The sequence below is a fragment of the Kitasatospora sp. NPDC097691 genome (assembly GCF_040302665.1).
Classification (GTDB): domain Bacteria; phylum Actinomycetota; class Actinomycetes; order Streptomycetales; family Streptomycetaceae; genus Kitasatospora.
In genome coordinates this window covers 183,923-203,942 of sequence record NZ_JBEORY010000002.1, presented here as the reverse complement: position 1 = coordinate 203,942, position 20,020 = coordinate 183,923, and the positions used below count along the sequence as shown (strand labels likewise).

At 71.9% G+C, this 20,020-nt stretch carries 17 protein-coding genes and 2 pseudogenes; 9 read left to right on the top strand and 10 right to left on the bottom strand.

Annotated elements, in window-relative coordinates; all coding sequences use genetic code 11:
• Positions 1-34: 34 nt before the first annotated feature.
• Positions 35-466: a VOC family protein gene (locus ABTY56_RS02315; RefSeq protein WP_350625615.1), complete on the top strand. Its 432-nt coding sequence runs from the start codon at positions 35-37 to the stop codon at positions 464-466.
• A gap of 70 nt (positions 467-536) precedes the next feature.
• Here ABTY56_RS02315 and ABTY56_RS02310 read toward each other — a convergent pair.
• From ABTY56_RS02310 to ABTY56_RS02290, 4 genes and pseudogenes are all read right to left on the bottom strand, one after another.
• Positions 537-1,110, bottom strand: a pseudogene (locus tag ABTY56_RS02310) (transposase family protein).
• A gap of 77 nt (positions 1,111-1,187) precedes the next feature.
• Positions 1,188-1,958, bottom strand: coding sequence for a hypothetical protein (locus tag ABTY56_RS02305; protein WP_350625613.1), 771 nt, complete (start codon positions 1,956-1,958; stop codon positions 1,188-1,190).
• A 42-nt stretch (positions 1,959-2,000) separates the two neighbouring features.
• Positions 2,001-2,455: pseudogene (locus tag ABTY56_RS38790) on the bottom strand (IS110 family transposase); the annotation flags it as partial.
• A 394-nt stretch (positions 2,456-2,849) separates the two neighbouring features.
• Positions 2,850-3,974, bottom strand: a complete 1,125-nt coding sequence (locus ABTY56_RS02290) for a serine hydrolase domain-containing protein (protein ID WP_350625611.1) — start codon at positions 3,972-3,974, stop codon at positions 2,850-2,852.
• 252 nt (positions 3,975-4,226) lie between these two features.
• On the opposite strand from ABTY56_RS02290, the gene ABTY56_RS02285 reads away from it, so the two are divergent.
• The 3 genes from ABTY56_RS02285 to ABTY56_RS02275 all read left to right on the top strand — a co-directional run bounded on the left by ABTY56_RS02285 (position 4,227) and on the right by ABTY56_RS02275 (position 7,316).
• The gene (locus ABTY56_RS02285) at positions 4,227-5,462 is read left to right on the top strand and encodes a hypothetical protein (protein ID WP_350625609.1); all 1,236 of its coding nucleotides are present in this window, start codon (positions 4,227-4,229) and stop codon (positions 5,460-5,462) included.
• On the top strand, positions 5,446-6,216 hold the full coding sequence (locus ABTY56_RS02280) for an alpha-ketoglutarate-dependent dioxygenase AlkB (RefSeq protein WP_350625607.1): 771 nt from the start codon (positions 5,446-5,448) through the stop codon (positions 6,214-6,216). Before ABTY56_RS02285 ends, ABTY56_RS02280 begins: the two co-directional genes overlap by 17 nt.
• 197 nt (positions 6,217-6,413) lie before the next feature.
• Complete coding sequence (locus ABTY56_RS02275; RefSeq protein WP_350625605.1) at positions 6,414-7,316, top strand: aldo/keto reductase; 903 nt, start codon at positions 6,414-6,416, stop codon at positions 7,314-7,316.
• 119 nt (positions 7,317-7,435) lie between these two features.
• Here ABTY56_RS02275 and ABTY56_RS02270 read toward each other — a convergent pair whose 3' ends face one another.
• Together ABTY56_RS02270 and ABTY56_RS02265 are read right to left on the bottom strand one after the other, a co-directional pair.
• A complete protein-coding gene (locus ABTY56_RS02270; protein WP_350625603.1) occupies positions 7,436-7,996 on the bottom strand; it encodes a hypothetical protein in 561 nt (186 codons plus the stop codon).
• Positions 7,997-8,080: 84 nt separating this feature from the next.
• Positions 8,081-9,571, bottom strand: coding sequence for a serine/threonine-protein kinase (locus ABTY56_RS02265; protein ID WP_350625601.1), 1,491 nt, complete (start codon positions 9,569-9,571; stop codon positions 8,081-8,083).
• A 278-nt stretch (positions 9,572-9,849) separates the two neighbouring features.
• On the opposite strand from ABTY56_RS02265, the gene dacB reads away from it, so the two are divergent.
• Positions 9,850-11,463, top strand: coding sequence for a D-alanyl-D-alanine carboxypeptidase/D-alanyl-D-alanine endopeptidase (dacB, locus tag ABTY56_RS02260; protein ID WP_350625599.1), 1,614 nt, complete (start codon positions 9,850-9,852; stop codon positions 11,461-11,463).
• Positions 11,464-11,572: 109 nt separating this feature from the next.
• Here dacB and ABTY56_RS02255 read toward each other — a convergent pair whose 3' ends face one another.
• Positions 11,573-12,214 (bottom strand): DUF4360 domain-containing protein, encoded by a 642-nt coding sequence (locus tag ABTY56_RS02255; RefSeq protein WP_350625597.1) that lies wholly within the window; start codon positions 12,212-12,214, stop codon positions 11,573-11,575.
• Between the two features lie 423 nt (positions 12,215-12,637).
• Here ABTY56_RS02255 and ABTY56_RS02250 point away from each other — a divergent pair, with 423 nt between their 5' ends.
• Positions 12,638-13,945, top strand: coding sequence for an aldehyde dehydrogenase family protein (locus tag ABTY56_RS02250; protein ID WP_350625595.1), 1,308 nt, complete (start codon positions 12,638-12,640; stop codon positions 13,943-13,945).
• A 235-nt stretch (positions 13,946-14,180) separates the two neighbouring features.
• Positions 14,181-15,125, top strand: coding sequence for a hypothetical protein (locus ABTY56_RS02245; protein WP_350625593.1), 945 nt, complete (start codon positions 14,181-14,183; stop codon positions 15,123-15,125).
• An 84-nt stretch (positions 15,126-15,209) separates the two neighbouring features.
• Here the strand turns inward: ABTY56_RS02245 and ABTY56_RS02240 are convergent, their stop codons facing one another.
• A complete protein-coding gene (locus ABTY56_RS02240) occupies positions 15,210-16,025 on the bottom strand; it encodes a COG4705 family protein (protein WP_350625591.1) in 816 nt (271 codons plus the stop codon).
• 78 nt (positions 16,026-16,103) lie between these two features.
• On the bottom strand, positions 16,104-16,706 hold the full coding sequence (locus tag ABTY56_RS02235) for a hypothetical protein (RefSeq protein ID WP_350625589.1): 603 nt from the start codon (positions 16,704-16,706) through the stop codon (positions 16,104-16,106).
• A 137-nt stretch (positions 16,707-16,843) separates the two neighbouring features.
• On the opposite strand from ABTY56_RS02235, the gene ABTY56_RS02230 reads away from it, so the two are divergent.
• Positions 16,844-17,521: a response regulator transcription factor gene (locus ABTY56_RS02230; protein WP_350625587.1), complete on the top strand. Its 678-nt coding sequence runs from the start codon at positions 16,844-16,846 to the stop codon at positions 17,519-17,521.
• Positions 17,514-19,004 (top strand): ATP-binding protein, encoded by a 1,491-nt coding sequence (locus ABTY56_RS02225; RefSeq protein ID WP_350625585.1) that lies wholly within the window; start codon positions 17,514-17,516, stop codon positions 19,002-19,004. Before ABTY56_RS02230 ends, ABTY56_RS02225 begins: the two co-directional genes overlap by 8 nt.
• A gap of 23 nt (positions 19,005-19,027) precedes the next feature.
• Here the strand turns inward: ABTY56_RS02225 and deoC are convergent, their stop codons facing one another.
• Positions 19,028-19,792 carry a deoxyribose-phosphate aldolase gene (gene deoC, locus ABTY56_RS02220; RefSeq protein ID WP_350625583.1) on the bottom strand — a complete coding sequence of 255 codons (765 nt, stop codon included), beginning with the start codon at positions 19,790-19,792 and terminating at the stop codon, positions 19,028-19,030.
• Positions 19,793-20,020: the final 228 nt, after the last annotated feature.

The window sequence follows — 20,020 nt, the reverse complement described above, 5'->3', positions numbered from 1 at the left end:
CGGAGATGAGCAGGGCCCCTGTTATTGTGCGCCGATGTCAACGATCAAGCAGTTCCAAGTGACCTTCGACTGCGCGGAGCCTGCGCGCCTCGCCGCATTCTGGTGTGAGGTGCTGGGGTACGTCGTGCCGACGGTCCCGGAGGGCTTTGCCACGTGGGGGGAGTATCACCGCTCGCTGCCGCCCGAGGACGAGATCTACTTCGCGTGTACTGATCCCTCGGGTGTGGCCCCGCGCCTGCTCTTCCAGCGAGTTCCCGAGGGCAAGGTCGTCAAGAACCGGGTGCATCTCTGTGTGCGGGCCGGCGCCGGACTCGTAGGTGACGAGCGCCTGGCCACACTCGAGGCCGAATGCGCACGCCTCATGGCGCTCGGCGCGAAACACGTGTTGACGCAGCGCGCCGATGGCGTCAACGAGTCGTGCATCACGATGCAGGACATCGAGGGCAACGAGTTCTGCCTCGCCTGATCCTCCTCCGAGACTGCGACGTGGGGAGCCGTCTCCCCCGGGACCTCTCAGGTCCCGCATGCGGCGGGAGTCATCCCGTGAGAGCGAGGTTGTGCAGGCGGGTGACGCCGTGCATCGCGTGGCGCACACCGTCGCCTCTCAGGCGGCAGTCGCGCAGGATCTTCCAGGTCTTCATCCGGGCGAAGGCCTGCTCGACGCGGGCGCGAACCCGTTTGTGGTCGTGGTTGTGTTCGGCCTGCCAGTCGGTCGGTTCGCCGCCTCGGGGTCGGCGGTGCGGGATGACGAGGCCGGTTCCGGGGTGGCCGCCGTCGGCGATCGTGGTTGTCCGGCCGACGGCGGCCTTGGCCCCGGGTTCCTCCCATGCCCTGCAGTCGTTGCGGTTGCCGGGCAGGGGCCGGCCGACCACCACAAACCAGGCGGGTGTCGGCGTCGATGACCTCGGCGGTGGACTTCGACACTCCGAAGAGTGGGGCGAGTTGGCGCAGGGTCAAGTTGGTGTGCCAGTACGCGGCCACCAGGAGCACCCGGTCCTCCAAGGACAGCCTCCACGGCCGGCCCCGGCGCGGAGCGTCGCCGCCCTCGCGGCGCAGCTGCGTCATCAACTTGCCGAAGGCACGCGGGCTCAGTCCGGCGAACGGGGCTATCCGGACACCTCACGGTGCCAAGCCGTCAAGTCGGGGCCTGTGGGCGCGGACACGGCGTTCGAACGTCTCGCCGGCAATCAGGGGGTGTCCGTGGTGTGGCGACGGGCGAAGTCCCACGGGGAGGGCGCATTCGCGGCCTCATACTCCGAGGCGATGCCAAAGATGCTTTCACAACCCGGGCACTCCGCCTGGCCGAACAGATGCGTGAGGCCCCAGGCGAGCCGTGTCTGTCCGTCCCGTTCAGCCAGCTCGTGCAGCATCGTTCCGACACCGGTCAGCGCGTCTGCCGTGGCCGGCCGCAGGGGGATCCGCTGGACGTCCCCCAGGTCCCAGTCCCGGATCGAGGAGTAGCAGCCGTATTCGCCGATCGCGATCGTCACGGCTGCGCGGCAGTGCGGGCAGGCGGTGGTGTAGAAGGAGTCGGTGAAGTCGTCCAGAGTCTCGGCCCATAGGGGCTGGCGATCGAAGGCGAGTATCGCCTGCAGCAAGCCGAGGTAGGTTCGAGGGTCCTGGCCGGGTGCCAGGCGCGCGGTGGCCAGGTCCCGCAGCCGTGCCAGGGTCGGCTCCTGGCGGGCCACCTCCTCGTCGGCGCCGTGGTGGTCTTGGAGCAGGCCGCCCGCAATGGCGCCGGCCAAGTCGAGCGCCCAGTCTCCAGAGACGGTGTTCTCGGCGATGTCCGCCAGCTGCGGCAGCGCAGCAATGCTCGCCGAGGAAATCGTCCCCTGATGGCACAAGCGCCCGCAGAGTCGGTCGATCGCGTCCTGATCACGATCGGCTGCCCTTTCCAGCAACGCGGGTATCGCAGCAGCCGAGCCGTAAACATCGTGCAGAGTGGACCAGTCGATCATCCGACGATCCAAGCACGCTGCCGAAGGCCACCGTGGATCCGGCTACGCTGCTGCTGCGAGCTCCTGCGGGACCGGGAAGGCGATCTGCTCGTCGAACAGCCGGCGGGTCTTGAGGCAGTGGTAGAGCTGGCCGAGCATTCGATTGAACAGGTTGCGCTGGGCGGCGGCGTGCCAGTCGCCGGCGTTGTCGCGACGGCGCCGGTATTGGGCCTTGGCGCCGGGCGATGCGGTGAGGGCAGCGAAGCCCAGAGGTAGTCGGCGTGGTTGAGCCGGTCGTTCTTCACCCATCGCCTGGTGATGCCGGACTTCTTGCCAGAGGCCCGGGTGACGGGTGAGGCGCCCGCGTAGGCCTTGAGGCCGCGGGCGTCGGCGAAGCGGGTGCGGTCGTCTCCGATTTCGGCCAGCACCCGTGCGGCGAGCTGGATGCCGAGACCGGGGAAGCTGAGGATGATCTCGGAGTCCGGGTGCTGAGGGAACGCCTCCTCAACAGCCTTGGCCGGTGTCGGCACGAGCATCATCAGCTCGTGGGCCTCCGGTCGGCACAGGCCGTTGTCCCACTTGGCGAACGCGGCCAGAGCCGGCCGCGTCGTCGGTGATGTGCCGCTTGGCCAGCAGCTGGCCGCTGCCGTCGACCAAGGCGACGTCGTGCGTCCTCTCGGCCCGGTCGATACCGCAGTAGATCAAGGTTTCCTCTCCGTGGGCGCGGTGTTTGCACTGGTTGCGAGCGCATGCGGGCCACGCAGCGACCTGATTCGGTCGGTCCGCCACCTCACTAGCCGTTCGTGGCACCAGCGCACCCCACGGGCCTCGGTCTCTACGGGAGCTCTGACGGCTCTGGAGTATCGGGAGGTCACCGCACGGCGGGCTCAGACCACGAACACCAACGAGTGATCAAGCGGGCAGTGTTGACGGTGGTGGCGGCCTCGAAGACACCGAGCGCCGCCGCTCTGGATAGAGGGATCGAGTGCCAGACGGCTCCAGACGTACGTTCGGTGCCTGTGAGGCTGCCACCACCCGCACTGCGGTGGCAGCGGTGAGGCGCCGGACGGCGCCGCTCTTGATGTGGGCCTCACAGGGCCCGGAATCCAGAAGGCATCCGTCCAACGCACACACGACCGCCACCACCACGAGTGTCTGCCCGGAACCGATGCCGGCGCCCGCGCGGGCGAGGTCGCAGACGTCCATGGTGATGACCGCGCCCGGGGCGGTCGTCCAGGAAGGGTTCCAGAACGTCGACTCCTCGTACATCCCGCGTTGCGCGGTGAACGCGTGCAGGACCGGAGCGGGGATGTCGGGGGTGTAGCTGTTCGACGTCGAGCGCAGGCCCAGGGGCCGGTGGATGCGCTGTTCCAGGAGGTGGTCGAGCCGGGTGTCGGTGATGCGTTCCAGCGCCTCGCCCAGCAGCAGGAAGTTGGTGTGCGAGTAGTTCCAGTTCGTGCCGGGCCGGTAGAGCAGGTCGTCCGGGTGCGCGACGGCGAGGAGCTCCTGGGGCGACCACTGCTTGAACGGTTGCGCGTTGATCGCGTCCGCGAAGCCGGGGGCGGTGACGTAGTCCCGGATGCCCGAGGTGGTGTCGGCCAGCATCCGGAGCGTGATCTCGTCCGAGTGCGGGATCTCCGGCATCCAGCGCGAGAGCGGGTCGTCGAGGCCGACGCGCCCCTCGTCGACCAGCTGCAGCAGGACCGTGCCCATGAAGGCGATGCCCACGTTGCCCACGCGGAAGCGCATGTCCGGGCGGGCCGGTACGTCGGTCATCGACGGTCCGACCGCTCCCGTCCACACCTCGCGGCCGTTCCGGGTCACCCGGGCGATGACCGCCCGCAGCTTCAGGTCCTGCTGGTCCCTCTCGACGATGTCGAGCAGGGCACGGCCCTGACTGCCGGCCGGGGTGGGAGAGGAGACGCACTCCGGCCCGTGCTGCCCGGTGGCACCGGCCGGCTCGGTCCCCGCGAGCTGCGGAGTGCAAAACAGCAGGACGGTGGCGGCGCACAGCAGTGCGATCCGGTGACGGGTCATGCATCACCATGAGCACCGGTGGTTCCGAAACCCGTGCAGGGCAACCGCGCTGACACTCCGACGGCGGACAGCGGGGCGGGCCCCGGGGTGCCGGCAGAATCCGTTGGCCGCTGTCGAGCCCCCGTGAGAGCATCGAGGTTCGGCGGTCCGGCTCCTTTCGTTCGCGTGTCGCCACGCGAAGGAAAGAGTGCGGGCCGTTGCCGTGTCCACGGTTCGGAGAAATCCACCGACATCCGCGATGGCAGGTGCCCTTTGACGTCCACGACAGAGCCGACCGAAGCCTGCATCGAGGATGCGGACAACATCCTGGTCGCACCCGCGGCGTTGCGGGACGACGACGCGATCAGGGACTTCTTCGGATCCACCGTCACGCCGGAGGAGCTTGCGTCCGGCTCGCTCGACCTCGCGCGGAAGACCGTCTACCTGTGCGGCGACGTGTCCGGGATCAGCGCCCGCCGACTGCGAGCCGCTGCCAGGGTGTTCGTCGTCCGGGAGCTGTCGCACGGTTACGGCGAGGCCGTCGACGAACCGTGGACCCTCGTCGACCTCGGCCGGGTTCCCCTCCGCATGCACGGCGTCGGCGTCTACTACCGCCGCTTCTTCGGACTCGACGCCGACCACTTCGGACGGATCCGTGCGGAGCACGCGTTCCAGTCACTGACCGAGTCCACCAAGCCCGGAGCGGCCCACCGCACCGGTATCTACCTCACACCCGTCACGCGGAACGGTGACGAACTGCACTTCCGCCTGCTCCGGTGCTCCACGAATCTCTCGGGGCCGACCGAGGGCTTCCGCCCGACCGACACCGACATCGTCGAGGCGCTGAACCGCGAGGCCGCCGCCGTCTTCCGGGACCAGGCACCGCTGAACCACGTCCTCGCGCAGATCTACCACAACACCCTCGCCACAGCCGAGCGCAAGCAGTCCAAGGCCAAGATCTCGGCCCACGCCGACAAGACCAAGGACATGCCCGTCAACGGCGTCATGGCCTTCTGCACCTTCTACGACCGACTCGACGACCTGCAGCCCCTGGCCGAGGACGCCTTCGACTACGGCGTGAAGGGTGCCAGCGGGCTGACCAGGCTCCGCTTTCGCCTCAAGGATCCGACGACCGGAGAACGTGACGGTGTCGCGCTCCCCCCGCAGTTCACCGTGACCCTCCATCCCGGCTCGGTGTTCTTCATGCCGCTGTCCACCAATCGCCTGTACACGCATGAGATCCGGCCCTCGGCCCTGGACGCCGAGTTGCTCCCGACCCGGCTGGGATACGTGGTGCGCTGCTCGAACGCCGAAGCCGTCCACAAGAACGGCCGGACGTTCCTCAAGGTGGCCGGGGACCTGGTGGAGCTGGGACCGCCCACACCGGACGGCATGAACGAGCTGCGCCGGCTGTACGCCGAGGAGAACAGGACCTCGTCCTTCGTCGACTACGGCGACGAAATCCTCTTCAGCATGAACACCGGAGACTACGTTGCCCCCCACGCCTAGGATCTCGGACGAGATCCTCTCCTACGCATTGCCGACCGGGGAGAACCCCTTCGCGGAGCTGTCCGCGTCAACCCGCTGGGAGGACGTGGGGAAAGGCCGGAGCGGCGCCGTGCTCGCCAGGATCGACGAGGCGGGTGAGGTGCCCCTCGTGCGTACCACCACCCGGTACGGCGAACCGGCGCAGCGTTTCCGGGCCGTGCACGAACGGCTGGCGCAGCGGATCCGGGAATGTGCGGGGTTCTCGGTCGACTTCAACAACGCGCTCACCGAGCGTTACACGAACGCCTACCGAACCATGGGCGGTCACTCCGACCAGGCCCTCGATCTGGCCGACGAGTCCTTCATCGCCGTCTTCTCCTGCTATCAACGTCCTGAGGCGGGCCCGCCGAGGAAGCTGATCTTCGAATCAAAGGGGTCCGGTGACGAGAAGTTCGAGATCCCGCTCGCTCACAACGGTGTCGTGGCGTTTTCCGTCGAATCGAATCGGCGGCTCAGGCACAGGATCGTCCTGGATGCTCCCGGCCAGGCGGCGGACAACCAATGGTTGGGCGTGACGTTTCGAACGTCGAAGACCTTGGTTCGGTTTCGTGACGGTCAGGCGTACCTCCCGCAGGGTGCGCGCCTCATGTCGGCGGACGATGAGCAGAAGCACGAGTTCTACCGGCTGCGGCGCCGTGAGAACAACGAAACGGACTTCGTCTACCCCCTGCTGACGTACACCATCAGCGAGAGCGATCTGCTGCCGCCCGTCTGACCCGGCAGGCCCGTCAACGCCGTCAAGCCGTCAACGCCGTGCTCGGCGGCCCGCAGTCGAACTGTCCAACGCTCGGACACCGACGGTTCGTTCCCGATGCGGGTGTGACGTTCCGCGCTGCTTCCCGACCTGTCGCCGGGCCCTGCGGCCGCTCCATACTCCAGGACGGCCTGATGACCCGACAGCAGAGGAGCACGATGAGTTCGGCAGCGGACGCGGGGACGTGGAAGCTCGGGGACCTGGAGGTGAACCGGGTCGGCTACGGCACGATGCGGCTGACCGGCAACGGCATGCTGGGCAACTCCGACGGCCCGCCGATCGACCGCCGCGCCGCGGTCGGCCTGCTGCACCGCGCGTTCGAGCAGGGCGTGAACCACGTCGACACGGCCGCCTTCTACTTCTCCCCGCTGCGCTCCGCGAACGAGCTCGTCAGCCGGGCCCTCGGCACCTGGCGCGGCGACGTGGTCGTGGCGACGAAGGTCGGACCGTGGCGCGATCCGTCCGGCGAATGGCACACGGCCCGCCCGGAGCAGCTGCGCGGCCACGTGGAGGAGAACCTGCGCCAGCTCGGCCGGGACTGCCTGGACGTGCTGTACCTGCGCCACAACGGCCCCGGGACGGCCTCGATCGCGGAGCACTTCGGTGCCCTCGCCGAGCTGCGCGAGGCCGGGCTCGTCCGGCACCTCGGGCTCTCCAACGTCCGGCCGGCCCACGTGGCCGAGGCCCGGGCGATCGCACCCGTGGTGTGTGTGCAGAACTCCTACGGGCTGGACTCGCGCCGCGCGGACGAGAGCGGGCTGGTGGACCTCTGTGGGGAGCAGGGCATCGCCTTCGTCCCGTTCTTCGCCGTCTCCGGCCTGCGGCGGGAGGCCGGCGCGGGCCTGGAGCAGGACGCGCGGGTTCGCGCGATCGCCCGCGCGCACGGCGCGACGCCGGCTCAGGTCCGGCTCGCCTGGACCCTCCACCGCGGCCCGCACGTCCTGGCCATCCCCGGCACCGCGAACCCCGCGCACCTCGCCGAGAACATCGCCGCCGGTGCGTTGCGCCTGACCCCGGAGGAGCTGGCCCTCCTCGGCGACCCCCGCGCAGACGCCGCGTGAGTCCGGAAGCGGAGCCCGACGCCCCCGCCCGGCATCCGTGAGCCGGGCAGGGCTCGCCGCCCGGGCAGGGCTCGCCGCCGAGAGCGGGGGCTCGCCGCCGGGGCGGGGGCCGGCCGGCGTCAGTCCTGCGTCAGGCCGGTCGCCCGGGCCGGGGACTCCAGGCCGTAGCGGGCGACGTGCTCCGGGTTGGCCGGGTCGATCGTCCGGACGCCCTCGGCGGCCAGCCGCTCGTTGATCTCCTCCAGGTGGTCCCGGACGAGCTGCTTCTCGGCGTCGGTGGTGCGGCCCTTGTGCGGCCGGCCGGCGTTGGCCAGGGTCGCGTAGTTGACCCGCTCCTTCGCGGCGCGGGTCGACGCGGCTGCCTGGCCCGGGATCGACCGGGCGACCGGCTTGGCGCCGTGCAGCACCTCGGCCATCGGCGCCGCCGTGGCCAGCCGGTCGAAGGCCTCGGCCTCCAGCACGACCGTCCGCGGCTCGTCCGAACCCGGGTGGTGCAGCTCGATCGTCACCAGGTCGAGCGCCAGTTCCTCCACCGCGGCCACCTCACCGGCGAGCGCCTCGATCTCCACCGGCCCGTCCGCCAGGTCGGGGTGCCGGCGGACCACGATGCGCACCAGGTCGTCGTCGTCCTCCACGTGCTCGCCGGTCAGGTCCGAGAACCGGATGATCTTCTGGCCCATGTCTGCCTCGCTTCTCCTGCCTTGTCGTCCGCGAAGAGCCTAAACCCGGATGATCTTCGTCCGGGCCGGCGCCCGCCGTTCGCCTCATTCGGGGCGACGACCGCCGGGGACCTTCCACCAGAGGAGCCAGACACCGGTGGAGACGATCAGCGAGTTCACGCCGATCGGGATCGGCCACGGGCTGAAGCCGTCCCGGCCCAGCCACCAGAAGGCCTCGCTGTGCGTCAGGGCGTAGAAGAGCGCCGCGTCGAAGACGAAGAAGAGGGCCCACGCCGGCGCCGGGTGCAGGCGGGTCCGGGGCGCGGCGTGCGCGAGCGAGATCACGGCCGTGGTGGCGATCGCGGCCGGATAGTAGGAGAACGGCAGCCACCGCAGGTAGTTCCACGGCAGCACCAGGCCGATGGTCCACAACAGCACCATGCTGCCGAGGAAGCGCGTCAACCGGGCCACGGCCGGCCTGCCCCCGGGAGTCCCGGGGACCCCGTCGCGGGCCCCGTCGCGGGCCCCGTCGGTGGCCGGCGCCACGGTCGGCGCCACGGTCGGCGGGTAGGGCGCGGGCTGCGGGTAGGCCGCAGGCTGCTGCTGGGGCACCCAGGCACCGCCGGGCGTCGACACCTGCGGCGGGATCGGACCGAGCACCGACCGCAGCGGTTTCGCCGGCGACTCCGGCATCCGGTAGACCGGCGGCGGCCCGAACCCGGCGGGCCCCGACCCGTCGACCCGCGTCGACGGCGGGACGAACGACGGGGCCTCTCCGCCCCGCGCCACCGACTCCAGCGCCGCGAGCGCCTGTTCCGCCGTCAGCCGCTGCGCCGGGTCCTTGGTGAGCAGCCCGGCGAGCACCGGCGTGAGCGCGTCGGCCCGCAGGGTCGGGCGCGGCGGCTGGGTGACGACGGCGATGCACAGCGCGCTGAACGTCTCCGCGTGGAACGGCGCCTGACCCTCCACCGCGGCGTACAGCGTCGCACCGAGCGACCACAGGTCGTTGGCGGCCGTCGGCGGCTTGCCCTCCAGCTGCTCGGGGGCCATGTACGCGGGGGTGCCGATGACGGCTCCGGTGCGGGTGAGCGCGGTGGTCGCGTCGGCCATGTGGGCGATGCCGAAGTCGGTGATGATGACCCGCTCGTCCATCAACAGGACGTTGTCGGGCTTGAGATCGCGGTGGACGATCCCCGCCGCGTGCGCCTGCTGCAGCGCCTTGAGCATCGCGATGCCGATCTCGGCCACCCGCCGGACCGGGAGGGCGCCCTCCCGGCCGAGCACCGCGGCCAGCGAGGCGCCGGTCACGTACTCCATGACGATCACGGGCGCGCCCTCGTGCTCGACCACGTCGTGCACGGTGACGATGCCCGGGTGGTTGAGCCGCGCGGCGGCGAGGGCCTCGCGCAGCGTCCGCTGGAGGAGGTGCTCACGCTCGTCGTCGCCGACGCCCGCCGGCAGGAGCACCTCCTTCACGGCGACGTCCCGCCCGAGGGTCTCGTCCCACCCCCGCCACACGCGGCCCATGCCGCCCTGCCCGATGAGGTCGTGAAGGCGGTAACGGCCCCCGACCACTGCCCCGTTCGTTGCTGTCACGGGCCAATACCCTAGTGCCGCGGCCCGCCGCCGGAACACGCCACGGCCGGACTCGTCGGGAACCGGCCCGCACCGGATTCGGTCCCATCGCGGCGCGCGCCCGCCACCGCCGCCATCGGCGATCGGCTGACCGGTGGACATTCGGGCCACACGCCGTCAGCGCGCCGGGGTCTACCGGGAAGTACGCCGTCCGCGTTCCTACGATCCGCCCCATGAGCAGCCGGTCCGCGCCAGTTCGTGCCGGGCCTGCCGAACCCCTGAGATGACGGGACGCACAGATGAGACGAACGATCCGCGGCCGCCTTCCGGCCTGGGCCGCCGCCGGCGCCACGCTGGCCGCCCTGGCGGGCACGATCGCCGCGCCCCCGGCAACGGCGCACGAGGACGACCTCGGGCCCGCCATCGAGGCGATCATGCACAAGCCCGGTTACGAGCACGCGCAGTGGGGCGTGCTGGAGACGGATCCCACGACCGGTCAGGTGTTCCACTCGCGGTTCGCGAACCAGTTCTTCGTCCCCGGCTCGACGGCCAAGCTCGTGACCATCTCGGGCGCCTGGCACGCGCTCGGCCCCGACCACCGCTTCACCACCCCGGTCCTGGCCACCGGCACCCGCACCGGCTCGACCCTCGACGGCAACCTCGCGCTGGTCGCCCAGGGCGACCTCACGATGGGCGGCCGGACCCGGCCGGACGGAACGGTCGACTACACCACCATCGACCACACCAGCGCCAACGACCTGCCCGGCGCCACGCTCACCCCCGAGAACCCGCTCGCCGGGCTGGACATGATCGCCCATCAGGTCCGGAACGCCGGCATCACCCGGGTCGACGGCGACGTCATCGTCGACCCGAGGCTGTTCGCACCCCCGCCGCTGGACCCGCAGCCCACCCCGCTGATCATCAACGACAACGTCATCGACCTGCTCACCACCGCCACCGCTCCCGGCCAGGCCGCCCAGCTCATGTGGCGCCCGCAGGTCGCCCCCTACCAGGTCACCTCCACGGTGCAGACGGTGGCGGCCGGCGGCCCGACGGACATCCAGGTCTCCGCCTCCCCCGACGGCACCCGGATCACCCTCAGCGGCACCATCGCCGCCGACGCGCAGCCCACCCTGCGCATCTCCGGCGTCAAGGACCCGAACGCCTTCGGCCGCACCGCCCTGATCGAGGCACTCGCCCGCGCCGGCGTCACCGTCACCGCCGACCCGACCGGCCCGAACCCGGACGGCAAGCTGCCGGCCTCCTACGACGGCGACCCGCAGGTGGCCGCGTACGTCTCCCCGCCGTACAGCCAGTACGCCAAGCTGATCCTCAAGGTCAGCCACAACCTGGGCGCCAACCTGGCCCTGTGCAACATGGCCGTGACGCGCGGGAGCAAGGACTGCTTCGACGGCTTCGGCGTCGAACACGACTTCCTCACCGACGTGGCGCACGTCGACCCGACGCAGTTCCAGCTCGCCGACGGACGCGGCGGCGTCTTCCAGGACCGCGCCACGCCCATCGGCCTCGACCAGCTCCTCGCCTACTGGCTGCGCACCCCCGACGCGGACGCCTTCCGGCACGCCCTGCCGATCCTCGGCGTCGACGGCTCGCTGGCGATCTCCTGCACCACCGACTGCCCGGCCAAGGGCAAGGTGTTCGCCAAGCCCGGCACCATCGTCGGCGAGGACGACCTGAACCAGCGGATCGCCTACAACGCCCAGAATCTGGCGGGCTACCTGGAGACGGACGACGGCTGCCTGCACCTCTTCTTCGTCGGCGTGAACGGCGCTTCGGCCACCGACATCAACGACGTCATCCGCATCTTCGACGACGTCAACCAGATCGCCGCCCTGCTCCAGGAGCAGGCGTCGGCCGGGCACCGCGCCCCGGCGGGCGGGAACGCCTCCTGATCCTGCCGGGTGCCGGCGCCCGCGGAGGCGCGTGGTCGACACGGACCGCGCGCCTCCCGGGCCGTCCCGGGCCTCCCGGAACCGGTCAGGCGGTCAACCGGTCTGCGGGTCAGGGGCAGTGCTTCCAGGCGAGGTGGTAGACGGTGTTGATGTTCCCGTCCGTCGAGTCCATCGTCATGAAACTGGTGGTCCGGGTCGGGTCCGAACTGCCGGCCGAGACCCGCAGTTCGGTGTTGATGTTGAAGTTGCGCTCCTCGCCGCAGGGGGCCCAGACCAGGGCGGCGACGTCGACGGTGTCGGTCGCCTGCCAGCTGTCGTCGTGCGGACCGTTGAACCGGTGGGCCTGGTAGGCGGTCTGGGCCTGGCCCTGGAAGTAGTAGTTGGCCCGCTCGGTCCCGCTCGCGCCCTTCTCCAGGTGGGCGAAGCCGCGGTAGTCGGCGGAGGCGATCGCGTAGGTGAAGCCCTGGGGAACGTGCACGCGCAGGTCGAGCTGGCAGTTCTTCCGGAAGTCGGTCGGCTTCGACCCCACGCCGACCTGGGCGAGGTACGCGCTGTAGGTGACGGTGAAGGCGGTGTTGTCCGGGGAGACGGCCACGGCGGCGGTTCCGGCCGGACAGCCGGAGCCGTTGACCGTCGCGACGTCGATGACGATCCGGTCGGGCGGGGTCGGGAGCGAGTCGACGCCGAAGGCGGACGGGCCGGACAGCGAGGCGGCGACGGCGGTCGCGGCGGCCAGTACACGGAGCAGCATGGGCTTCCCCTTCGATCGGGCACGGAGTCGGAGTCGGAGTCGAGGGCGGAGTCGGCGCGGTAGGGTCCGGGCGCCGACGCCATCCGGTCGACTTGACGTGCATATGTCAGCACATCCGGCGGCCACTGCCCAGGGGCCCGACGGCGGAAGCCGCATCGACCTGCTCCCAAGCGCCACGCGGGCGAACTCCGACCCCAGAAGCCCGAACCGATCGCCGCAGAGCGGGGGAGGCGAGAGCGGGAGCACGGCGGGGGCGAGAGTGGGAGCAAGGGCGGAGGCCGGGCCAGGGGCGGCTGCGACCGGGAACACGGAGCGGCCAATGCTTGACAAACTCAACCTTTCATCCTTAGGGTCGCAATTGCTTCATGTGGTGAAAGTTCCATGTGCCAAGCACCCCCGACGCCTCAAGACCGCGAGATCCCCATGCACGAGAGCATTCCTTCGGTGGTCGCCCGACTGCGGGCCGAATTCACCACCGGCCGGACCAGGCCGCTCGCCTGGCGGCTGGACAAGCTGGCCGCCCTGCGCAGCCTGCTCACCGAGCAGACCGAGGCGCTCCAGCAGGCCCTGCATGCCGACCTCGGAAAGGGCGCCGCGGAGGCGTACCGCACCGAGATCGGCTTCACGATCAACGAACTCGACCACACCGTGGCGCACTTGGCGCAGTGGCTGCAGCCGAGGCCGGCCGCGGTGCCGGAGTTCTTCCGCCCCGCCGAGGCCCGGATCGTGCGCGATCCGCTGGGTGTGGTGCTGATCATCGCGCCCTGGAACTACCCGCTCCAGCTCGCCCTGGCGCCGCTGGTCGGCGCGCTGGCCGCCGGGAACACCGCCCTGGTCAAGCCCAGCGAGCTCGCCCCCGCAACCTCCGCGGCCATCGCCGAGCTGCTGCCGCGCTACCTCGGCGAGGAGGCGGTCGCGGTCGCCGAAGGGGCCGTGCCGGAGACCACCGCCCTGCTGGAGGAGCGCTTCGACCACATCTTCTACACCGGCAACGGCGCGGTCGGCCGGATCGTCATGGCCGCCGCCGCCAAGCACCTGACCCCGGTCACCCTGGAACTCGGCGGCAAGAGCCCGGTCGTGGTCGAGCCCGGCGCCGACCTCGCCGTCACCGCCCGGCGGATCGCCCGCGGCAAGTTCCTCAACGCCGGCCAGACCTGCGTCGCCCCCGACTACGTCCTCGCCATCGGCGGCACCGCAGCCGGCCTGGAGGCGGAACTGGCGGCTGCGGTACGGGAGTTGTTCGGCGACGACCCGGCCGAGAGCGCGGACTACGGCCGGATCGTCAACGAGCGCCACTTCGACCGGCTCACCGCACTGCTCGACGACGGACGGACCGTCATCGGCGGCGACCACGACCGCGCCGCACGCTACCTCGCCCCGACCGTCCTCGCCGACGTCCCGGCGACCGCCCCGGTGATGCAGGCCGAGATCTTCGGCCCGGTCCTGCCCGTCCTGACCGTCCCCGACCTCGACGCGGCGATCGCGTTCATCAACGAGCGCGACAAGCCGCTCGCCCTGTACGCCTTCACCGAATCCACGGACACCAAGCGGCGGCTGGCCGAGGAGACCTCTTCCGGCGCGCTCAGCTTCGGACTGCCGGTCTCGCACCTGGCGATGCCCGAGCTGCCGTTCGGCGGGGTCGGCGAGAGCGGCATGGGCCGCTACCACGGCGAGTACTCGATCGACACGTTCAGCCACACCAAGGCCGTCGTCGACAAGCCGCTCGCCTGAGACCGAGGACGCCCGCCCCCGCCCCCTCGCGTGACATCCGGACGCGAGGGGGGGCGGATATCCCGGGGGCCCAAGGGCCGAGGAGATTCCCGCGGGCGAAATACCCGGAGCGGCATTCCGACCGTTACAGCAGACCGATCGCCGTACGGAGCGGTAGGTTCACCGCATTCGGCGGGCCGGAAAATTTCATTCCGGGGGCTGTCCGAAAATCGCCCATGGGCCTAGGCTGCGGCGCGTGTCGCTCTTCCGAAGAAACCGCGCCTCCGGCCCTGGCCTGCGCCCCGAGCTCGGCGACGTCGAGCTCGGCCGCGTACGGCGGCAGCTCAAGTCCCCTGGCCTGCCCGGCCAGAACGCCATCCAGGTCGACCAGGTCGAACGGCTGCTACGGGAGACCGGCACCGACTGGGACCGGCGCGGGCACCGTTTCGCCGTGCTCGCCGAAACGGCCGCCCCCTCCTCCCTGGCGCGAAACTGGCGGTTGCGCCGCGCCCAGAATCCGGACGCGCTGATATTCGAGGCGTGGGTCGAACTCGTCCGCGGCCGCTTCGCCGGAAAGATGGACGATGCCCGCGCGGCCGCGGACAACTGCTACACCGCGGCCGACCTCGCACCCGAGGACCCGACGCCGTGGGTGGTGCTGCTCGGCATCCTGCGCCTGATGCGCGCCGACTCGCGCGAGCTGGTCGCCGTCTGGCACGAGGTCGCCCAGCGCGACCAGTGGAACCGCGAGGCCCATCTGCAGATGCTGCGCTACCTCTCGCCGGAGGAGTGCGGATCGCGCAGCGCCCAGCTCAACTTCGTGGACACCATCCGGAGTTCGGCGCCGCCGACCGCGCCGACCGCCGGTGTGGAACTGACGGCGCTGGTGGACGAACACGCCCGCACGACCGCCGGGGGCGGCGTCGAGGCGCTGCTGGTCCGCCGCCAGTGGACGCACAACCGGGCGGTCAACGCGCTCGACACCGCCCTGCACGGGTGGTCCCGCCTCGGCGGCCTGCACCACGCGGCGGCCGCGGCCGACCTCAACCTGCTGGCCTTCTCCCTGATCCAGGCGGGCCGCGCGGGCGAGAGCGGTGACACGTTCCGTCGGATCGACAACGCGGTCACCGCCTGGCCCTGGACGCTCATCGGCGATCCGCTCCAGGAGTTCACCTACTGGCAGTCGCGCGCGACGGCCTGACACCGGACGACGGGCCACCGGGCCGTGACAACCCTGTCGTCACGGCCCGGTGGCATGCCCGACGGACCGCCGGGCGGGAGGACGTCAGGCCGACGCCCGGGGTGCCCGCCGCCCGGAGACGCTCAGCCACCCCACCGCCGCCAGGATGACCACCGCGAGGACGAGGCTGACCGGACCGGTGCCGAGGCCGAGCCCGCCCCGTTCGTGGCTGACGCCGGCCCAGTCGGCGAAGCAGGCACCGAGCGGCCGGGTCAGGACGTACGCCCACCAGAAGGTCAGCACCGGCGACAGGGCCGAGAACCGGTGGACGAGCGCGGGCACCGCGATCAGGGCGGCGAACAGCAGCCCTGATGGCAGGTAGCCCCAGCCCAGGGTGGCCGCGGTCAGATCACCGACGGCCGTGCCGAGGGCGAAGGTGGCCATCACCGCGCACCAGTAGAAGACCTCGCGGCGCCCGCCCGCGACCGCCTCCACCGCGAGCGTCCCCTCCGTCCGCCGCCAGACGGCGAACACCAGGGCGAGCAGCGCGGCGAACGCGAGCGCGGAGGCGGCGTACGGCACCCCGAGGGCGACGTGCGCGACGTCGGCCGCCATGGTGCCGAACACGCTCACCATGATCACCGCCGTCCAGTACACCGCCGGGACGTAGCGCCGGGCCCGGGCCTGCGCGGCCAGCGCGGCGACGAGCAGCAGCCCGGCCGAGCCGACCGCCGGGACCGGCCCCAGGACGGTGGCGAGGTAGTCGGAGGTGGTCTCGCCCATCCCGGTGGTGAGGATCTTGACGACCCAGAACACCGCCGTGACCTGCGGGACCTTGCTCAGGACAGACCCCGCGGAGGCGGCCGGGCCGCCGTGGGCCGCGCGGGGGTTCGTCGCGGCAGGAGTTGACGTGGCGCCCATGACGGACGGCACTCCCTTCTCTACGTCTCTGCGTCTCTGCGTCCTACGGCACGGCGTGCGCCGCGCCCGGTCGATGCGTCAGCCGCCCAGCACGGTGTTGCCGGTGACCGTGGCGGTGGCACCGTCCACGGTCACGGCGTGCCGTACGCCGTCGGGGCCGACCACCACGGCCCGCCAGGCCCGGCCACCGCCCTGTTCGGCCACCGCGGTCAGGGACTCGACCTTGCCCCCCGTGACGACCGACGCGGCCTTCGCCAGCGCGTCGGCGGCGTCGGTCGACGGCAGCGGCGCGGGCGCGCCGGGCCCGCCCGGGCCGTCCCCGTTCCCGTGTCCGAATCCGGATCCGGTTCCGTATCCGGGCGCCTTGTGGCCCTCGTGACCCCGGTGACCCCCGCCGTCCCGACCGTCACCGCGACCGCCGCCGTGACCCTCACCGTGACCGTCGTACCGGTCCTGCTCACCCGCCGCCCACCGGCCGTCGCCGTGGCCCTCGTGCTCGTGGTGGAGCGCCACCGCGGCCGCGCCGCCGCCTATCACCACCACGGCCGCGCCGGCCGCGACCCAGCGCACCGACCGGCCGCGCACCCAGCGCCGGGCCCGCCCGAGGCCGGCCCGCGCCCTGTTCGGGCGGCTCGCCGCGTCGTTCTGCTGGGGCTGCACGCCTTCTCCGGACTCGCTCACGTTCCGCACCACTCCTCGCCGCAGCCCGGGCCGTCCCCGGGCGACCGCGCCAGGATGGCCGGGCGTTGCTGAAGATCGGCTGAAGACCGGGGGGCACCGTCGGCCACCCCCTCCGGCGACCTGCGACCCTGGTGGGCATGCGTGTACTGGTGGTGGAGGACGAACGCCGGCTGGCCCTGGCCCTGCAGCACGGGCTGACGGCCGAAGGGTTCACCGTGGACACGGCCCACGACGGCCCGTCCGGCCTCGCCAAGGCCATGGACCACGCCTACGACGTCGTCGTGCTCGACATCATGCTGCCCGGCCTCAACGGCTACCGGGTGTGCTCGCGGCTGCGGGCCTCCGGCAGCGACGTCGGCATCCTGATGCTCACCGCGAAGGACGGCGAGTGGGACGAGGCCGAGGCGCTGGACACCGGCGCCGACGACTACCTGTCCAAGCCGTTCTCGTTCGTCGTGCTGGTGGCCCGGCTCAGGGCGCTGGCCCGGCGGATCGGCAGCCGCGCGCCCCGGCGCACCGTCCTGGGGGACCTGGTGGTCGACTCCGCCGCCCGCACCTGCACCCGGGCCGGCACGGCCGTCGCCCTCACCCCCCGCGAGTTCGCCATCCTCGACCACCTCGCCCGCCGGGCCGGCGAGGCCGTGTCCAAACGGGAGATCCTCGACGCGGTCTGGGACGACGGCCCCGACAGTGATCCGAACACCGTCGAGGTCCACGTCAGCGCGCTCCGACGCAAGATCGACTCCCCGTTCGGACGGGCCGCGGTGCAGACCGTGCGCGGTACCGGCTACCGCCTGGCGGCCGACGGTGGCTGACCCGACCGCCGACCGCGGCATCCGCACGACACCGGCCGACCGCGGGATCCGCGCGGCACTGCACCGACGCCTTGCCCGCCACCCCCGGGCCGCGGCCCTCGCCGACCGTCTGACCCCGCGCTCGGTCCGGGCCCGCACCACCCTCGCCGCCTGCCTCAGCGTCGCCGTCGTCCTCGGCACCGCCTCGGCCGCCGTCGCCGTGCTGCTGCACGCCAACCTGGAACGCACCGTCGAGGCCGGCGCCCGCGAGCAGGCCCAGGCCGTCGCCCGCCTCGCCGAGGACGGGCGTCTGCCCGGCCTGCTTCCCCTCGACCACGGCACCGACTTCATCCAGGTCGTCGACGCGAACGGCGCGGTGGTCGCCGCCAGCCAGAACCTGACCGGCCACCCCTCGATCGCGCCCACCGGTCACCGGGACGGCCACACCACCTTCGACCTCCGCACCCTGGGCGACCAGCACCACCAGCGCGTCACCACGATCACCACCGCCACCCCGGCCGGGCCCGTCACCGTCCACGTCGGTGCGTCCCTGCGCACCGTCGACGCCGCCGAGGACCTCACCACCGCCGCGTTCGCCGCGCTGAGCACCGTCCTGCTGATCACGGTCGGGGTCCTCACCTGGCGTGCGACCGGCCGGGCCCTGCGGCCCGTCGAGGCCATCCGCGCCGAGGTCGCCGCCATCGGCGACCGCGACCTCGACCGCCGCGTCCCCGAGCCCCGCAGCGACGACGAGATCGCCCGGCTCGCCGGCACCATGAACGCCATGCTCGAACGCCTCGAAGCCGCGGGCACCCGACAGCGCCGCTTCATCGCCGACGCCTCCCACGAGCTGCGCAGCCCACTCACCGTGCTGCGCACCCAGCTCGAGGTCGCCCTCGCCCACCCCGACCACGAGGTGCGCGCCGACCTGGTGGCCGGCGCGCTGGAGGACACCGAGCGCCTCCAGGCCCTCGCCGCCGACCTCCTGTTGCTCGCCCGCCTCGACGCCGCCGGGCGCGACCGGCCCGCCGAGGCCGTCGACCTCGCCGAGCTGGTGCACACCACGGTCGCGGCCCGCGGCACCGGCGCCCACCCCGTCGCCGTGCACACGGACCGCGCCGTCACGGTGGTCGGCAACCGCCTGTGGCTGGGCCGGCTCCTCACCAACCTGCTCGACAACGCCCACCGGCACGCCCGGCACCGGGTCACCGTCCGGCTCGGCACGGACCGGGCCACCGGCCACGCGATCCTCGACGTGGCCAACGACGGGCCCACGATCGAACCCGCCGACCGCGAGCGGATCTTCGAACGCTTCACCCGCCTCGACGACGCCCGCAGCCGCGACGACGGCGGCGCCGGGCTGGGCCTGCCGATCGCCCGCGACATCGCCGCCATCCACGGCGGCAGCCTCGCGGTCCTCGCCGCGCCCGGCCCGACCACCTTCCGCACCCGGCTGCCGGCCGACCCGGACCACTCGGCCGACTCAGCCCACCCGGTCTCCTGAAGGCCGGGGCGGGGAGCGGGAGTTCAGCCGGCGGCCCGGCGGGCGGCCAGGTCGTCCAGGATGGTGGCGGTGGCGGTCGCCCCGAAGCGTTCGGCGCCGGCGGCCACGAACTCCAGCATCCGGTCGAGGGTGCGCACCCCTCCCGCGGCCTTGACCCTCATGTGCGCGGGGACGTTCGCGCGCATCAGCCGGACGTCCGCCAGGGTCGCTCCCCCGGGCGCGAAGCCGGTCGAGGTCTTCACGAAGTCCGCGCCCGCCAGCGTGCTGAGACGACAGGCGCGCAGCTTCTCCTCGTCGTCGAGGTAGGCGTTCTCGAAGATCACCTTGGTGAGGGCGGCGCCCCTCGCGGCGTCGACCACCGCCGCGATGTCCGCCCGCACCGCGTCGTCCTCCCCGCTGCGCAGCAGGCCGATGTTGAGCACCATGTCGAGTTCGGTCGCACCCGCCGCCAGCGCGTCCGCGGCCTCGCCCGCCTTGGCCGCCGTGGTGGAGCCGCCGTGCGGGAAGCCGATGACGGTGCCGACCGCGACCGCGGTGCCGGCGAGTGCCTTGACCGCGAGGGCGGTGTCGGCGGGGCGCACGCAGACGGAGGCGACGTCGTAGGCCGCGGCGAGCTCACAGCCGCGCAGGACCTCGGTGGTGGTCAGTTCGGGCCGCAGCAGCGAGTGGTCGATCATCTTGGCGAGCTGCCGGACGGCGAGGCCGGTGGGGTCGTCGATGCCGGAGAGATCGTCGATTCCGGTGAGAGCGTCGAGGCCGGCGGGGCCGTGGATGCCGGTGGGGTCCATGAGCCTGTCCTTGGGGTGAGGCGTTCCGCGTCCCACCGATCGGGGTGCGACGCGCGGACAGCCCGACCATAACCTCCACCCGTCTAGCCGTCTATACAGCTATCCCGCCCGCCGACCGGGGCCAGGTGTGACGGGGATCACCGTGCACGCCTCTTGCCCTTGGTGCACTTCGCCGGGAAATGTCCCGCTCTGCACTGGTCTACGCTGGTTGACTAGACAGCTGGACGG

What these genes read in the sequence shown, in the direction of transcription:
- ABTY56_RS02240 (WP_350625591.1), bottom strand. Translation starts at nt 16,025, where the DNA reads ATGGGCGCCACGTCAACTCCTGCCGCGACGAACCCCCGCGCGGCCCAC.
- ABTY56_RS02315 (WP_350625615.1), top strand. Translation starts at nt 35, where the DNA reads ATGTCAACGATCAAGCAGTTCCAAGTGACCTTCGACTGCGCGGAGCCT.
- ABTY56_RS02270 (WP_350625603.1), bottom strand. Translation starts at nt 7,996, where the DNA reads ATGGGCCAGAAGATCATCCGGTTCTCGGACCTGACCGGCGAGCACGTG.
- ABTY56_RS02230 (WP_350625587.1), top strand. Translation starts at nt 16,844, where the DNA reads ATGCGTGTACTGGTGGTGGAGGACGAACGCCGGCTGGCCCTGGCCCTG.
- ABTY56_RS02305 (WP_350625613.1), bottom strand. Translation starts at nt 1,958, where the DNA reads ATGATCGACTGGTCCACTCTGCACGATGTTTACGGCTCGGCTGCTGCG.
- ABTY56_RS02290 (WP_350625611.1), bottom strand. Translation starts at nt 3,974, where the DNA reads ATGACCCGTCACCGGATCGCACTGCTGTGCGCCGCCACCGTCCTGCTG.
- deoC (WP_350625583.1), bottom strand. Translation starts at nt 19,792, where the DNA reads ATGGACCCCACCGGCATCCACGGCCCCGCCGGCCTCGACGCTCTCACC.
- ABTY56_RS02275 (WP_350625605.1), top strand. Translation starts at nt 6,414, where the DNA reads ATGAGTTCGGCAGCGGACGCGGGGACGTGGAAGCTCGGGGACCTGGAG.
- ABTY56_RS02250 (WP_350625595.1), top strand. Translation starts at nt 12,638, where the DNA reads ATGCACGAGAGCATTCCTTCGGTGGTCGCCCGACTGCGGGCCGAATTC.
- ABTY56_RS02255 (WP_350625597.1), bottom strand. Translation starts at nt 12,214, where the DNA reads ATGCTGCTCCGTGTACTGGCCGCCGCGACCGCCGTCGCCGCCTCGCTG.
- dacB (WP_350625599.1), top strand. Translation starts at nt 9,850, where the DNA reads ATGAGACGAACGATCCGCGGCCGCCTTCCGGCCTGGGCCGCCGCCGGC.